This is a genomic window from Bacteroidota bacterium, assembly GCA_018692315.1.
Lineage (GTDB): Bacteria > Bacteroidota > Bacteroidia > Bacteroidales > JABHKC01 > JABHKC01.
On sequence record JABHKC010000216.1, the window covers coordinates 1 to 15,851 of the forward strand.

The 15,851-nt window shown below is 32.2% G+C and carries 11 protein-coding genes; 4 read left to right on the forward strand and 7 right to left on the reverse strand.

Features of this window, described 5'->3' with window-relative positions; translation table 11 throughout:
• Positions 1 to 144 precede the first annotated feature (144 nt).
• On the forward strand, positions 145 to 753 hold the full coding sequence (locus tag HN894_15815) for a DUF4468 domain-containing protein (protein MBT7144790.1): 609 nt from the start codon (positions 145 to 147) through the stop codon (positions 751 to 753).
• 487 nt (positions 754 to 1,240) lie between these two features.
• Here the strand turns inward: HN894_15815 and HN894_15820 are convergent, their stop codons facing one another.
• From HN894_15820 to HN894_15840, 5 genes are all read right to left on the reverse strand, one after another.
• Positions 1,241 to 1,864, reverse strand: coding sequence for a hypothetical protein (locus tag HN894_15820; GenBank protein ID MBT7144791.1), 624 nt, complete (start codon positions 1,862 to 1,864; stop codon positions 1,241 to 1,243).
• A gap of 28 nt (positions 1,865 to 1,892) precedes the next feature.
• On the reverse strand, positions 1,893 to 4,196 hold the full coding sequence (locus HN894_15825; protein MBT7144792.1) for a TonB-dependent receptor: 2,304 nt from the start codon (positions 4,194 to 4,196) through the stop codon (positions 1,893 to 1,895).
• A 196-nt stretch (positions 4,197 to 4,392) separates the two neighbouring features.
• Entirely contained in the window at positions 4,393 to 6,423 is a 2,031-nt protein-coding gene (locus tag HN894_15830; GenBank protein ID MBT7144793.1) for a thioredoxin domain-containing protein, read from the reverse strand.
• 250 nt (positions 6,424 to 6,673) lie between these two features.
• Entirely contained in the window at positions 6,674 to 8,416 is a 1,743-nt protein-coding gene (locus tag HN894_15835) for a hypothetical protein (GenBank protein MBT7144794.1), read from the reverse strand.
• On the reverse strand, positions 8,413 to 9,087 hold the full coding sequence (locus HN894_15840; GenBank protein ID MBT7144795.1) for a restriction endonuclease: 675 nt from the start codon (positions 9,085 to 9,087) through the stop codon (positions 8,413 to 8,415). The genes HN894_15835 and HN894_15840 overlap by 4 nt, the downstream gene beginning before the upstream one ends.
• Before the next feature lie 328 nt (positions 9,088 to 9,415).
• On the opposite strand from HN894_15840, the gene rplS reads away from it, so the two are divergent.
• On the forward strand, positions 9,416 to 9,763 hold the full coding sequence (gene rplS, locus HN894_15845) for a 50S ribosomal protein L19 (protein ID MBT7144796.1): 348 nt from the start codon (positions 9,416 to 9,418) through the stop codon (positions 9,761 to 9,763).
• 106 nt (positions 9,764 to 9,869) lie between these two features.
• Here rplS and dnaK read toward each other — a convergent pair whose 3' ends face one another.
• Complete coding sequence (gene dnaK, locus HN894_15850) at positions 9,870 to 11,798, reverse strand: molecular chaperone DnaK (protein MBT7144797.1); 1,929 nt, start codon at positions 11,796 to 11,798, stop codon at positions 9,870 to 9,872.
• 204 nt (positions 11,799 to 12,002) lie between these two features.
• Here dnaK and HN894_15855 point away from each other — a divergent pair, with 204 nt between their 5' ends.
• Positions 12,003 to 12,446, forward strand: a complete 444-nt coding sequence (locus HN894_15855) for an NUDIX hydrolase (protein ID MBT7144798.1) — start codon at positions 12,003 to 12,005, stop codon at positions 12,444 to 12,446.
• A 78-nt stretch (positions 12,447 to 12,524) separates the two neighbouring features.
• Entirely contained in the window at positions 12,525 to 13,307 is a 783-nt protein-coding gene (locus HN894_15860) for a prolyl oligopeptidase family serine peptidase (protein MBT7144799.1), read from the forward strand.
• 86 nt (positions 13,308 to 13,393) lie between these two features.
• On the opposite strand, the gene HN894_15865 is transcribed toward HN894_15860, so the two are convergent.
• Positions 13,394 to 15,700 carry a TIGR03790 family protein gene (locus tag HN894_15865; GenBank protein MBT7144800.1) on the reverse strand — a complete coding sequence of 769 codons (2,307 nt, stop codon included), beginning with the start codon at positions 15,698 to 15,700 and terminating at the stop codon, positions 13,394 to 13,396.
• Positions 15,701 to 15,851: the final 151 nt, after the last annotated feature.

Below are 15,851 nucleotides of genomic sequence, written 5' to 3' on the forward strand. Positions count from 1 at the left end.
GATAGTAACTTATTGGAAAAAAATATACATGAACTCCATTTTTATTTAAAAAATTAATGTTTTTTATCAAAGCTTGCATTTATCTGTATTACAGAATATTAACATCATTTTGCTTGTTTTTGTGAATTATGCAGGCTAAAAACAATGAAAAAACAATTATTCTTTTTGGCAGTTGTATTAATTTCAACCAGCCTAAGTGCACAAATCACTTATGACAAAGAAACTCATTCCTTTGTGATTGATACGGTGATAACTAAAAATGGGATTTCCAAGAGTGAATTATACGAAAGAGCCAAAGAATGGACCTTTCGGACAATTTGGGTATCCAGTAATGAAATGGCGTTGAACGATGCAGAGTCGAATCATATTTTTTCTAAAGGAATTCTCAAATTAGACGATATAGTAAAAAACAATGTGTTAACTGGCGGAGTGATGCATGCAAATCGTTTGGTTAGCTTTCGCATGTCGCAGTTTTTTAAAGAAGGCAAATGCCGGATTATTGTGGAAAACATTATCATTCAGCATGATATAATTTCTACAAACCTAAACAAAACTGAAACATATAACCTTGAAAAACTTTTTGAATTCAAGAAAGAACTTCAGGGCAAAGAAAAGTTAAAAGGTGTGGAAAAAGGCAGACTTGAAAACATCCTAGTCATTATTAACGATGCTGAACGAGCAATGTCAGCCCTTGTTGTGCAATATGCTGAAGCGCTGGATAAATCAATTATTTCTGAAAGGGAAGATTGGTAGAAAGTAAATTTTCCTTTCATTCTTATTGCTTGTGTGGACCTGATTATAGAAATCGTGTCAATGCCTAATAATATCCAAATTTTAACTTATTTTGGAACAAATTCTCCAAGTTTCAATACCTAAAGCAATAACTAATTATACAAGTCTTATCTCATAAAAAAAGAAACGATTAGTGTCAAGAATAAACTTGAAGAAGTCCGTGAATACTTGGAATTCATAAAAAGCTTTTAATAATTGACAATTTAGAAACAACTCAAAGTCAAGAGGTATTAAATTTTATCCGAGATATACAAACCAAATGAATAGTTCAAAGTTCTTTTGCGGGCACATGGCGAGCCACCTGAAACTTGTCAAATAGCTTTGTAAAACCTGACGAGTGGTTGGTGTTGACTATATCACGCATTTATTGTAACTGGTAGATAAATGTTTACAAGCAATATATAAAAAAGGATTATATTGATAGGCTTATGTTTTCCTTTTATGAATTCTATTCAAATTTTCGTCCGTCTCCATTTTGATAAGAGTACTTGAATGAAATATATCCACCCTCGCCTATATCACTGTAAAAACTTGTAATCCAAATTTTTGCATATTTGCCTTTGGCAGTTTTCAAAACATAGACATGGTCGTTGGGTGTATATGAAGGACCTTGTGGCCCGTAATCTAAATGAATACTGCCTTTGAAAGCATCATTTCCATTTGAGGTCATATAGCTAACACCTTGGCCTGTAAAGGCTTCAACTATTTGAATTGTATCGTCAACAGTATAACCGCTTTCGTTGGCTTCAATTACACTATCCCAATCTACATCACCGGCATCGTATGCCCCGCCTTGTCCGTTTCCTGAACTTCCACTGTTTGTTCGCACATTGTAGCGATTAAAAGCTATATCCCAATTGTCGGATGTTTTAGAGTTTGTTTCATCAAGTCCGCTAACTTCTATTTCATCAACAAAGGAATAGTAAATCCAATCGTTCCCATATTCAGTCTCTCGACTAAGTTTGACTTCTTTTGTATTCAAATCACTGACTTCAACCGGTTCTTTCTTACAGGCTGTAAATGCCAATAGTAGGATAATAAATGATAATAAAATAAATTGTAGATTTTTCATAAAAAATAAATTGATATTAATGAATTGACTATTTGTTAAGAGTTTTTCTGTAATCCAGTAATTTATCAAAACTGATGTTAAGACTGATAAAAAATCGTCTGCCAGGACTTGTAGAAGTATTAAAAGTTATAATTTCGGCTTTGTAGTCTAATAAATTATCTATACCAAAAATTAAATTCCCACCATTAAATAAATTTTGAGATAATGTAAATTTCAAAATCGAATATGGGGAATAATCGACCTGATAGACAGCATTTACCATTTCGCCGCTAAAAATTATTTCCTCAGATACATCAAAATTTTTAGAGCCATAAATTTTTCCACTCAAGTTGATAGTTGTATTATAAAAGCCTTTTTTAAATTTATATTCAAGACGAATATTGGCGCTATGCGGACTTACTGTTGATAGTCTTACACCATCTGCCGAATTATTGTCGTATAAATAACTGTAACCGCTTGAAATGTATAAGCTCCTTAAAAGTCTGTATTTTAAAGCTACTTCGGCACCGGAAACATTTGATTTATGAACATTAATATATTGCAACATAGTTTCATTTGCTGTCCATTGACCTTCTATCTTATCTTTAAAACGATTATGATAAATCGTAATTGAACCATTAAACTTATTCTTTGTGTATTCAGTTGATAACGAATAATAATTGTTAGTTTCCGGTTTTAAATTTTCACTTCCTTGTATCTGAAACATCCCTAAATGATCCCAATTCATATACAATTCTTTTAAACTGGGAGCACGAAAGCCATTTGCGAAATTTGCCCTGATCGTAAAAGGATTTATTTTATACATTATCGATAGTTTTGGCGAAGCATGAAAGCCAAAAGTTGTATGATAATCTCCTCTTAGACCGGCTATAAAGTTCAATTTGTCTGTTAGTTTTATATCATCCTGGACAAATGCAATATAAGTCTCGGTTGATTTTTCATCGAATGTATCATAAGTGAATTTATCAGTTATTAAAGTTTCAGATATAAACTCCAGACCTTTAGTAATAGTTTGTTTTCCGGAATTTATATTAAAAATTAAGCGTGGATTTCTAAATCTGTGTGAATAGATTTTATTGCTACTGTTTGTAATTTCCGACTGATTATATTTATCGTAAGTATCTGAATTATATGAACCTGTAAGCGAAGTATTTGAATTGAAGTTATATATGAATTTTCCTCCATAAGTTAAATCAATGAATTTTTCATAGGTATTATCTCTAAGAAAATCGTACTGATTATGATTATAATAAGTTCCTTTAAGAGTTGCCGAAAATTTATCATTAAACTTAAAAATCAGTTTTTGACTTATTGAATAGTCTTCATAACCATCAACTTCAGTCGGAATAGTATTTTTCTTAGCGAAAATTATAGTATCAATATTAGAATATTCTTTCACCAAACTGTCGGTGTCATAAAGTTGGTATGCATCGGAGCTTTTAATTACAAAATCGGTTCGGGATGTTACTTTATTTAAATTTAATCCAACAGAAACTGTATTAGATAAATTCGGACGGTCGAGATTTTGCTTATAAATAAAGTTATCTTCAGTTGTTTGCAAGTTGGGAAAATCAAAATTATTGTATTGCATAAATCGCGATCCTATATTCACTTCGAGTTTTTTTTGAGTTTTTTTTGTAATAATATTAATCACTCCACCCATCGCCTGTGAACCATAAAGTGCTGAAGCTGCACCTTTTACAATTTCTATACGTTCAATATTTGCAGTGTTCAAACGTGAATAATCAATATTTCCGCCTGTTTCGCCGGCAATACGCTCACCGTCTATCAAAAACAGAATATAATTTGCCCCAAGTCCCTGCATTTTTATATCAATCCCATAACCAAGTTGTTGAAAATCAATACCAGGCATATCGTCTTTCAGAACATCTGTAACATTTGTAAGTCCTCGTGTTTCAATATCATGCGATGTTATTATTTGAGTAATTACCGGAGCATCTTTTAAATGTTTTTCCGTTCGTGTGCCTGTTACGGTAATTTGCTCAAGGTTGAAAATATCAGGCTCTAACTCGAAAGTTCGATTTTCGTTCGGATTTATTTTTACTTTCAAGGTTTTATATCCAAGATATGATATTGCGACAATACAATCATTTCCTGTTGTAGTATTTTCTGCAGTTCCGGCAGCATTTGTAATGCAATATTTTTCTACTTTCTCATTTTTGCATTCAAAACAAATTGTTGCATAAGGAATTGTTTCCTTTGTCTGGCTATCAATTACAGTTATAAATGTTTTTTGCTTATCACTAATTTGTGCAATTGATGAAAATGCAATAAAAAACAAAAGTAAGACAAAAAACAAGCTATCTCTCATATAGAAATATCAATTAAAAAAAATGCGAAAATGCAAAGTTTTATGATAGAATGCAATACCTTAAATATGTGATTTTGGAGGCTTGAATACCTTTTAATTGGGATAGTATTTTTTAAAACTATGAGACTCCAAAAGAATTTCTATTAGAAAAGTTGTTAATAATAATTCTTTAGAATGAAAACTATAATTGAGGATTTTACTTTTTTATCTGTTTTAAGGCTTTTCCAAAATCAGTAACAGGAAGTTTGCATTCTTTGTTCTGGCACACATAAATGGTGGTTTGTCCTTCTATAAATTTGTTTTTGTGCATGAATAATTTTCCCTCAGTTTTTCCTCCCGACAAAAAAACATTTGGCAAATAGTATTTATTGAATTCTTTTCTAAAGGTTTCAAATTCCTTTCCAATAATAACAACTTCATATGGTGGACTTACAAACCAAGCCATCAAAATATCCCAATTAGCATAATATGCACCGCCATCTAGTGCATTTTGTTTTACATTATTCAACATTTTTTGCGACATATTGAGGTATGTATCATTGTAAAAATATTTCCCAAGCAGAAATAAATTCTTTGCCATTTCGGAATTTGAAGCAGGTATTACATTGTCGGAAATTTCCATTTTGCGAGCTATCAATTCCGGATCTACATCGGAAGTGTAATAAAACATTCCGCTGGTTTTGTTATAAAAATGAGCATTCGCATAATCAGTTAATTGCTTGGCTTCATGTAGCCATTTTTCATCGAAAGTGGCTTGATACAAGGAAATAAATGCAGCTATAGTAAATGCGTAATCGTCTAAAAATGCGTTGATAGATGCCTTGCCATTTTTGTAGTTTCTATATAATCTATTGTCCGGCATTTTGATTTTTGTAATGATAAATTCGGCATTTTGCAATGCGATATCTAAATAATCCGAATTTTCAAATACCTCAAAAGCATCGACATAGGCTTTCTGCATAAGGGCATTCCACGATGTGATAATTTTATCGTCTAATGCAGGCCGAATCCGTTTTGCCCTTTCTTCCAACAATATCTTTTTTGTTTTCGTAATCTTTGAGCTTAGCTCGTTTTCAGTAAGCTTATATCTATCGGCTAACTTTTTATCATTTCCTGATTTAAACAAAATATTTTGAGAATTTTCCCAATTTCCGTTTTCTTTTACATTGTAATAATCAATTATTAAATCTGCATCCTTGCCTAATATCTGTTTCAATTCATTGAATGACCAAACATAAAACATTCCTTCTTCGCCCTCACTATCAGCATCTAATGAAGAGTAAAAACCACCATCAGCGGATTTAAGTTCTCTATTGATGAATTCCAGAGTTTCACGTACAATAGTTTTGTAATTTTTATCTTTAGTTTGCTTAAAAACAGATGAATATAAACCAACAAGTTGTGCATTATCATACAGCATTTTTTCGAAATGAGGAGCTTTCCAATATTTGTCAACAGAATAGCGTGCGAAGCCTCCACCAATTTGGTCGTAAATGCCGCCTTCGGCCATCTTGTCTAATGTTAATGTTACAGCTTTCGAAGCATCGGCATTTTCAGTCAGATAATGATAGTGTTGCAAAAACTGATAACCAACAGGCAATGGAAATTTTGGAGCTCTTTTATGCCCTCCATAAGTGTAATCCAAATTAATTTTCCAATTTGCAAAAATGTCGTCTAAGTCTCTTACTGAAAAATCGGCTTCTTCGGTACTCATAGAAATCATTTCGCCGGTTTGTATGCCATTTGTCAGAGTTTTTGCCTGTTGCTCTGCTTTATCGGCTTGATTATTTGCAAAATCTAATATTTGTTTAAGCATATCAAGCCATTGTTTTGGTTTGAAATAAGTTCCACCATAAATTGGCCGTCCATCAGGCAAGGCAATACAGTTTAAAGGCCAGCCACCTCTGCCTGCAATCAATTGAACAGCATTCATATAAATCTGGTCAATATCGGGTCTTTCCTCTCTATCAACTTTAATACATATAAAATTTTGATTCATATAATTGGCAACTTCCTCGTTTTCAAAACTTTCATGCTCCATTACATGACACCAATGGCAAGCTGCATAACCAATGCTGATGATAATTAGTTTATTCTCACTTTTAGCTTTTTCCAAGGCTTCCTTTCCCCAGGGATACCAATTTACAGGATTATGAGCATGTTGCAACAAATAAGGACTACTCTCGTTTGCAAGCGAATTTGTATATTTCGGTTTTGAAGAATTCATATTTAAATTTTCATTATTAATTTGACCACAAGAAGTAAAAGAGAACAAATAAACGAATATTATTGTATATGTGATTTTCATTTTTGAATGGATTTTGTTGGTATTAATTACTCCTCAATTTTGGATTCAATTGAGTGAGTAAATTCAATAATTAAACTAAAATAGATGCGGAAAGCTATCTATATTTTTTGCCATTTTTTTTTGGCTAAATTGAGTTTTATATCTTATGATATTTGAATGTTAGTGCTATCTAAAATAATGTCATTTGTTTAGTTTCTTTCTTGTTTTCTACTTTTTTGGCAAACTTATGCCACTCTTCTAATGATAATCCATTAATACTCTTTGCAGCTTTGTTATAATCAGAAAGTTCAAATGCTTTTGTTAAGTTTATTCTCATTAAAGTATCTTTATTGACAGCTCTTTTTGAATCTGAAAATATTATTGATTTTAAGAAACTTTGTACTAATTCTGAGTTAAGAATATAATGCGCTATTTCTGCATTTCTTTTTTTGCTAAAGCCAATGAAGTAGCATGTATCGTCGAGCATAATAGGTTTATCATTTTTAGGAAACACTAAAGTAAAATGCGTAGATTTATATAAGCCTGATATTGCAACTTTATAGGGTGCAAATGAATAATCTCCAACTCCAAAAATTGAATAAGGAGGCTTGTCTTTATAAATGGATGATTTCCTTTTCTTAAAAAGCTCATTATTTTTTTCTAAATAATGATAGGTTTGAGGATAGTATTCTTTTATATATTTTGTGTCTTGACCAATTTTTTTTTGGGTAATAATCGTTAATTTTCTAAATGTGTTTGTTTTTTTAGATTTCAGATCAGAGCTTTTCAACAATCCATACACTAAATTATCTTCAAGTTGCATTTCAATTTTAAAGCCATTTGTAAAATGACCATTATCTTGTTCAAATTCCATTATTTTAGAACAATCATGTTTTATACCTGAACGCCACACTATATTTGATAGACCATCAATTTTATATCCTTTTTCATAAGCATCAATAGAATAAACAAATTTGGATAAATACCAACCAAAAGCCGTAATGTTTTGTTTTGTGTAAAAATCATACTCAGAACAATTCAAGCAAGCTTTTTCTCTAAACTTTGATACGAACAGAGAAGCATTTACTGAAACATTAAATTCTTTTTTTGCATCAATATTTAGCTTCTCATTTTCAGAAATTAGGAAATTATTCTCTTTTTGGTCATAGATAACATTCTTGATTACCGAGTTTTTAACAAGAAAGGCAAAATGTCCGACATGTCTCTGAAAAGCTTGAATAAGATTGACTGAAATGTTTTCGCCAATATCAAAATTACCTTTCCCCGTAATCGCTTCTAATCCCTTGTGTTTTTTGAAGTTTGACTTTTTTGGTAAATTCTTAGAATCAATTGAACTTAATTCAGAATTTGTAACCCAGGGGGGATTTCCTATAACTAATGTTTTATAATCTTTGGTTTCTTTGGCTAAATTTTCATAGGAGAATTTAAAGGCATTTGCATGAATAATATCTATTTCAGGGATATTTGCTTTTTTGGATGACAAGAATAAGCTTAAAATCTTAAATTTGGTTTCCCATATATAAGGTTGATATATTTCAACTCCTACCAATTTTTTAATATTAGGCAATTTTTTTAGAGCAGAGATAATAAAATTTCCTTTCCCACATGTAGGTTCTAAAACAAATTCAAAATCAATTCTTTTAATTTTTATATAATCAACAATACTATCAGTCAATATTGAATTTGTTTGAAAATCTCCGTACTCACGTCTGTCGGGTTCAGAAACAATAGTGATGCGAGATTGAATTTTATCAAAAAATTCATCAGCATATTCCTGATTTATGAAAAAGTCATTTATTCCACAAATTGACTTAATCCTTTCGTTGATTTGCTCAAAACTTGTGAGAAATTTTAGATTTTTCCTAAAATATTCCTCAACTATTAAATCAATATGTACTTCAAAACATATCATCCGGTAACTTTATTTATAACTTTAGTAATGCCTTCAACATTTTTAGTCAGGTTCACAACCCTTGCATATTGCAATCTCCATTGAAGTGCATTTGAAATAGTTAAATATCCTTGCTTTGGAATTTGCTTTAAAATTCTTTCAGCAATTGAGTTTAATGTAATTTCTTCTGCAGGTATATTCCTGTCATTTAGGTAGGCTACAATATCTTCTTTAATTGCACCATCTTCCATCATTTCTCTTAAACGAAAAGTGGTTGTATAGTCAGCCGTTCTTTCCTTATCAAGAAAGAAACAACTTACAAAATCTAAAACTGCTGCTTGGTCTTCTTCGAAATCAGTTTTTTCATAAACAAACACAAGTAAGTTATAGCCAAGTCCAAATATTTTTTGCTTTGCGTCTTTAAAGGGGCAAGAAGATTGAGGTTGTTTTATAGAAGTTACCTTAATATCTGTTAAAATTTCATCATTAGGTAAATCTATTCCTTTGGCAGATGAACCAATTTCAAATTCAAATCTTGTGGCTAAATAGTTTTGGAATTTATGCTCGATAAATGTACCAACAGCTTTACCGTCAGTTACACCATACAATTCTTTATTTCTAAAAACTGATTCTGATTTGCAAAAGTCTTTGGCAGATTTTTTTAATTGCTCTATAGTTAATTTTTCTTTCATATAAATCCTTTATCAAATTACAAAGATAATATTTTAGAAGGTGTTTTCAATTCAGGCGTTTTGATTTTTGCTTGACGTCCGGAAACGAAAAATTTAAGCCCTATTTCCAAAAAATCACTCATAGTATCGCAACTATTGAATATGAAAATTGCAAATTGCATTTCTTTAATGAATTATAAATTGCTTTATTTGTTCATTTTCAGTTGTTTAATATGAATTGAAATTATTTATTAATAATTAAAAAAAAATATAAATAATTCAAAATTGTTTAGTAATATTGCGGTCGATTTTTAAGATTTTGATATAGAATTAATTAGTAAGAATAGTGATGGATTTAATAAAAGTTGTAGAAGAAAAGTTTATACCGAAAACAAATTTTCCACCATTTGGTAGTGGAGATACTATTACTGTAAAATATAAAATTAAGGAAGGAGCCAAAGAAAGAATCCAAAATTTTAGAGGAGTAGTCATTCAACGAAAAAGCAGTAAACTTAGCGAGACATTTACAGTTCGTAAAATGTCCGGTAGTATTGGTGTTGAAAGAATATTCCCACTGACATCTCCTTTTATAGAAAATATAGAGATTAATAAAAAGGGTAAAGTTCGTAGAGCAAGAATTTATTATTTGCGTGAATTAACTGGTAAAAAAGCCCGTATCAAAGAAAGAAGATTTTAATTCTAAAGAAAAATCCTTAATTTTCATTAAGGATTTTTTTTTGAGTTGTAGAAAACAAAAAAGCCGATTAATTATTAATCGGCTTTTTTAATTGGAAATATTTTGACTATTTGACTTCCTCGAAGTCAACATCGGTTACTTCGTCATCTTTCGATTTTCCGTTTCCACCTGGCTCACCTTGTGGCGGAGGTGGTTGCGAACCTTGTTGTCCTTCCTGTCCTTGTTGTGCTTGCTGCTGTGCATTATACATATCTTGGGAGGCAGCTTGGAAAACTTCATTTAATTCTTTCATTGAGGCATCAATTGCATCAATATCCTGATTTTTGTGAGCTTCTTTAAGTTTAGTTAAAGCAGCTTCAATTGGTGCTTTTTTGTCAGCCGGAAGTTTATCTCCTAATTCCTTTAACTGTTTCTCAGTTTGGAAAATGGTACTATCTGCTGCATTTATTTTGTCAATTTTTTCTTTTGCTTTTTTGTCAGCTTCTTCGTTCAATTTGGCTTCGTCTTTCATTTTTTGGATTTCATCATCGCTTAAGCCTGAAGATGCTTCAATTCTAATGCTTTGCTCTTTGCCGGTACCTTTGTCTTTTGCAGAAACACTAAGTATTCCGTTTGCGTCTATATCAAAAGTAACTTCAATTTGAGGTACTCCGCGTGGAGCCGGCGGAATTCCATCTAAATGGAAACGACCAATTGTTTTATTATCGCTTGCCATAGAGCGTTCTCCCTGCAATACATGAATTTCTACAGAAGGCTGGTTATCAGCAGCAGTAGTAAAAGTTTCAGTTTTTTTGCTTGGGATAGTTGTATTAGATTCAATAAGTTTTGTCATTACACGTCCCATTGTTTCAATTCCAAGCGAAAGCGGCGTAACATCTAATAAAAGAACGTCTTTTACTTCTCCTGTCAAAACACCACCTTGAATAGCAGCACCAACAGCAACAACCTCGTCGGCATTAACACCTTTCGATGGAGCTTTTCCGAAAAACTTTTCTACTATATTTTGAATTGCCGGAATACGAGTTGAACCACCAACAAGAATTACCTCGTTTATTTCTGATGCACTTATTCCAGCATCTTTCAAAGCCATGCGGCAAGGCTCTTTCACAGCCTGAATTAGTTCATCTGAAAGCTGCTCGAATTGAGCTCGTGAAAGGGTTTTAACAAGGTGTTTAGGAATTCCATCCACTGGCATTATGTATGGAAGATTTATCTCAGTAGAGCTCGAACTTGAAAGTTCAATTTTAGCTTTTTCGGCGGCTTCTTTCAATCTTTGAAGAGCCATTGGATCTTTTCGTAAGTCAATATTTTCGTCTTTAATGAATTCTTCAGCAAGCCAATCTATAATTACCTGATCGAAATCGTCTCCGCCAAGGTGAGTATCTCCATTGGTCGATTTTACTTCAAAAACTCCTTCGCCTAATTCTAAGATAGAAATATCAAAAGTTCCTCCTCCAAGATCGAAAACAGCAATTTTTAGATCAGTAGTTTTTTTATCCAGTCCGTAAGCTAAAGCTGCGGCAGTTGGTTCGTTAATAATTCTTTTTACTTTTAAACCTGAAATTTCGCCGGCTTCTTTAGTTGCCTGACGCTGCGAATCGCTGAAATATGCCGGAACAGTAATTACAGCTTCTGTAACTTCTTGTCCTAAATAATCTTCGGCAGTTTTTTTCATTTTTTGAAGCACCATTGCCGAAATTTCCTGAGGAGAGAATTTTCTATCATCAATAACTACACGTGGAGTATTATTTTCTCCTTTTGTTACTTTATATGGAACTCGGTTTATTTCTTTCTGAGTGCTATCAAAGGTTTCACCCATAAATCTTTTGATAGAAAAAACTGTTTTCGTCGGATTGGTAATGGCTTGACGTTTTGCAGGATCTCCAACTTTTCGTTCGCCATTTTCTACAAAACCAACAACAGAAGGTGTAGTTCTTTTACCTTCGCTGTTTGGAATAACAACCGGTTCGTTTCCTTCCATTACCGAAACACATGAATTTGTTGTCCCTAAATCGATACCTATTATTTTACTCATTTTTATATATTTAAAACATTAATAATTTTCATTTTTCGATGAGGGCTTTTCAATGATTATGCCATTTGAAATTCATGTCAATTTTATGATAAAATGACATTGGTAGAATTTATTAGACATTTGTTTTGACATTGTTAATGACAAAAAGACAGAATTACTAATTCTTAATTCAAAACTTGTATTTTTGAAAATTTAAATTGAAATATGTCATATACTTACGAATATCCCCGACCGGCACTCACAGTTGACGCAATGATTTTCTCTATAGAAACAAAGCCAAAAAAGATACTTTTGATTAAAAGAAAATTTCCTCCATTTATTGATTCGTGGGCATTACCTGGCGGTTTTGTTGATATAGATGAAACTTTAGAGCAAGCAGTTTTTCGAGAATTGTTAGAAGAAACAGCACTTAAAATGGATAAATTAGCACAGTTTCATACTTTCGGCGATATTGACAGAGACCCTCGACACCGAACTATTTCAGTTGTGTATTATGGTTTTGCATCTGAGGAAAATTCAAAGATTTCGGCTCAGGACGATGCAGTTGAAATTTGCTGGTTCGATTTAGATTTTTTGCCTGAGCTTGCTTTCGATCATTCAAATATTATTCAAATGGCAAAGGCAAAACTATTTTCAGATATGAATTAATTATTCTTAAAGAAAAAATTAAATGGAATAATTATATTGTATTATTGTGGTTAGTATATTTTATTAGAAAATTTAAATATGAAAAATTATAAAATATTGTACTTGATTTTTATTGCTTTGCTTTTGGCTTCGTGTGGAATTCGCAAAGTGCCTTTAAGTCATCATCAAAAATCCCATCATTATAAAAAAACAGTCATCAGAACCCTACATATGAACTATTTGACTTATTTGCCAGTAAATTATTATCAGAGTAATAAAAAATGGCCACTGATTTTTTACTTACACGGTGCAGCTTTGAGGGGAAATAATGCTGAACTTTTGAAACAAAACGGTTTGCCAAAATTGCTTGAAAAGAATGAACTGCCATTTATTGTGGTTTCACCTCAATGTCCGAAAGGGAAATATTGGACGAAAGATATTTTAGTACAATTATTAAAAGAAGTTCAGAAAAATTACAGAGTCGATAAAAGTCGTATCTATCTAACTGGTAACAGTATGGGTGGTTATGCTACATGGACTTTGGCACTTGAATTGCCTAATAAGTTTGCTGCAATAGTGCCCATAAGTGGGGGTGGTTCTACAAAAAAAATTCGGAGGATAAAGGACGTACCTACATGGGTTTTTCATGGTGCAAACGATACGGTTGTTAATATTTCGGAATCGCAGGAAATGGTAGATGCTCTGATGGAATGCGATGGGAATGTGAAATTTTCAGTTTTTCAAAGCAAGGGGCATGATATTATGAATGAGGTGTATAGAAACGAAGATTTGTACAAATGGCTTTTAGAACAGAAACGACAAAATAATAGAGCACGAAAACCTAAAAGATTAAAAACACCCAAATCTCCTCCTTTTAAATAATTGATGGTATGTTAATAAAAGCAAGGTGTTTTGTCTGCTAAAATTTTTTATTGTCGAACAGGGAACCAAAAAAGACATCCGGGTTTTTACTTCATATGAAGTATTTTTTTTCTATACATTTGATTATTTACAAATAGTTGTACAATATAAACTCCTTCAGGAATTTCAGATTTGTCTATGATTTCAAACTTATGGTAACCTACATCCTGTTTTCCGAAACCATAGGTTTTAATTTTAGAACCAAAAATGTTATAGATTTCGATAGAAACTTCAGCAATGTTTGAAATAAAATATTCTATTGATAAAAAATCTTTAAAAGGATTAGGGTATAAGTTCAAAGTGCTGAATAATAGCTCATTATTGTTTGTAATTATTACATTTGTAGGATTTGAAATTGCCCAGCAACCAAATTCATCAGTTACAGCAACTGAGTAGTTCCCGGTAAGTTCTGGTTGAAATATGTAATTGGTTGCACCGGGAATTAAATTTCCATCGAAATACCATTGGTAAGATTGATGGTAGTTGCAATATAATAATTCTCCTTGCGGCAAAATTAAAGGGTTTGGTGAAGAAACAACAATTGTTTCAAAGGCGGTATCCTGAACGGTTTCATTGCTGGCTATCAAACTAATTTCGTAGCTGCCTGTATTGTTAAAAACTCTAAATGTATTTTCTAAAGTGTCAAAAGTTACACCATTTTCTTGCCATAAATATGAATTATTCCCCGAACTGAAATTTGTAAAATATGCTGTGTCATTTTTGCATATTGTTGAATTATCTGTAAAAAATACTGACTGAACCAAAGAAGAATTTCCAGTGGTTGTGAATGTTTCAATATCTGAAGCCCAGAAATTATTCACAGGATCTACTACGGAGATTTGGAAAAAATATGTAATATTTGCGTGCAGATTTGTCAATTCAAATTTATGATGTGCAAAATATATATCTTCATAATCAATAGTATCGCTGAAAACAGAGCTTTCACCCCACAACAATTTTGCTTTCACTACTTCTGGAAATTCTATGCTTGTATTATAGTCGATATGTATATGAATTTCAGAAGAATCAATGAAATTGAAAGAAATTTGTGATAAAGCAATTGAGGTGTCTTTCTGCGGAATTTTTCCATACCTAAATGGATTATAAAGCGGATCGCCCACAATTATTCCTTGCCATTTAAATTTCGGTTCGGCATGATAAGCCGATTCTATAAAATTATACCCCTTAAGAAAATAGTACAAAAAAATATCGGGCTGCGAATGGCCACTAAGGTATGGTTCGCCAATACAGCCGGTTCCACAAGTCAATCCATTTGCGAAAGCTCCAGATAGAAAAGAGCCGCTACCGCTGCGAATATTTGCACCCGAATTTGAATTCAAATCGCAGGCATATGCTCCTGGTAACCAATCCCATACATCATGATAAGTTCCATAGTTATACCACCCTCCATAAAGAATTGCGTTTCTGCCTGAATCGGCTGTAGTACTGTCTGTAAATAAGGCATTTACTTCACCAATTTCTATATCGTTAGGTTCTAACTTATAAGGAACTCCTGCCATTTGATAAAAAAACTTGATGTATGCAGCGTCTTTGTCAAATTCGCCATAGCTTGAAGGAGAATAATGATATCCTGCAATTAATGTACTGTCATCGTAAACTCCATAACGATAATCAACATAAGCGGTTCCTTTATAGTAATCGGAACTTGAATTGAAGCTCATGTATTTATCCCCATAAAGAGTCATATCAATCATATTTTTTTTCATTCTCAAATCAGTGCCTATAAGCCTGGATACTAAATATATATGTGTTCCACTAAGTTGATAATTATGGTTGAAGTTGCCTTGATCAGTAAAATCAGTAGGTGAACTTTCGTAAAAAGGATTTGTGGAATAATATGTTGGGAAATTTGGAGTAGAGAGTGTACCAAGATTATTTAGGCAAGACAAAGCATTGTCGAGCGACCTGGAAGTGTTTGAGCCACTTGGCAAAACCAATTTGTAGGGAATTTTATCTGACAATAAAATATAATAAATGTTAGTATCTCCCAAATTTGCGAGTTTATTTTGGATTGGTATTACCATTTCGTTCCAGAAATTTGCCCATTGGTTAGAATAATAGTAATAGTTTGTGGTGGAAACATAAATCCCAAGAAGATTGGAATCGGGTACATTTCGTTTTTCTTTATAATATAGTGCTAATTCTTTGGAATCGGGTATTCCATTGTTGTTATCGTCTCCATCATTTTCATTGTAAATTAGGAGTAGTTTTGAAGCATCGACATCATGAAAATCAGGAACCTGTTGACCAAAACTTTTCAATGAAACTGAAATTAAAATAATAAATAATATCTGTAACTTTAGATATTGAGGCTTAAATAGTTTTGTTTTCATGGTATTAGTCTTAGGTAAAACAACAGGGCACTATCTCTGAATATATAAAGGATTCCGAAGATTATATTTCCGTAGATATAAATACTTCATTTTTCTTTGTTTTCTCCTTTTAAGTTCGTTGAATTCTTCATACAATTTGGGGTCACGCATC

Excerpts from the sequence above, each read along its gene's own strand:
- HN894_15815 (MBT7144790.1), top strand. The coding sequence starts at position 145 with ATGAAAAAACAATTATTCTTTTTGGCAGTTGTATTAATTTCAACCAGC.
- HN894_15820 (MBT7144791.1), bottom strand. The coding sequence starts at position 1,864 with ATGAAAAATCTACAATTTATTTTATTATCATTTATTATCCTACTATTG.
- HN894_15825 (MBT7144792.1), bottom strand. The coding sequence starts at position 4,196 with ATGAGAGATAGCTTGTTTTTTGTCTTACTTTTGTTTTTTATTGCATTT.
- HN894_15830 (MBT7144793.1), bottom strand. The coding sequence starts at position 6,423 with ATGAATTCTTCAAAACCGAAATATACAAATTCGCTTGCAAACGAGAGT.
- HN894_15835 (MBT7144794.1), bottom strand. The coding sequence starts at position 8,416 with ATGATATGTTTTGAAGTACATATTGATTTAATAGTTGAGGAATATTTT.
- HN894_15840 (MBT7144795.1), bottom strand. The coding sequence starts at position 9,087 with ATGAAAGAAAAATTAACTATAGAGCAATTAAAAAAATCTGCCAAAGAC.
- rplS (MBT7144796.1), top strand. The coding sequence starts at position 9,416 with ATGGATTTAATAAAAGTTGTAGAAGAAAAGTTTATACCGAAAACAAAT.
- dnaK (MBT7144797.1), bottom strand. The coding sequence starts at position 11,798 with ATGAGTAAAATAATAGGTATCGATTTAGGGACAACAAATTCATGTGTT.
- HN894_15855 (MBT7144798.1), top strand. The coding sequence starts at position 12,003 with ATGTCATATACTTACGAATATCCCCGACCGGCACTCACAGTTGACGCA.
- HN894_15860 (MBT7144799.1), top strand. The coding sequence starts at position 12,525 with ATGAAAAATTATAAAATATTGTACTTGATTTTTATTGCTTTGCTTTTG.
- HN894_15865 (MBT7144800.1), bottom strand. The coding sequence starts at position 15,700 with ATGAAAACAAAACTATTTAAGCCTCAATATCTAAAGTTACAGATATTA.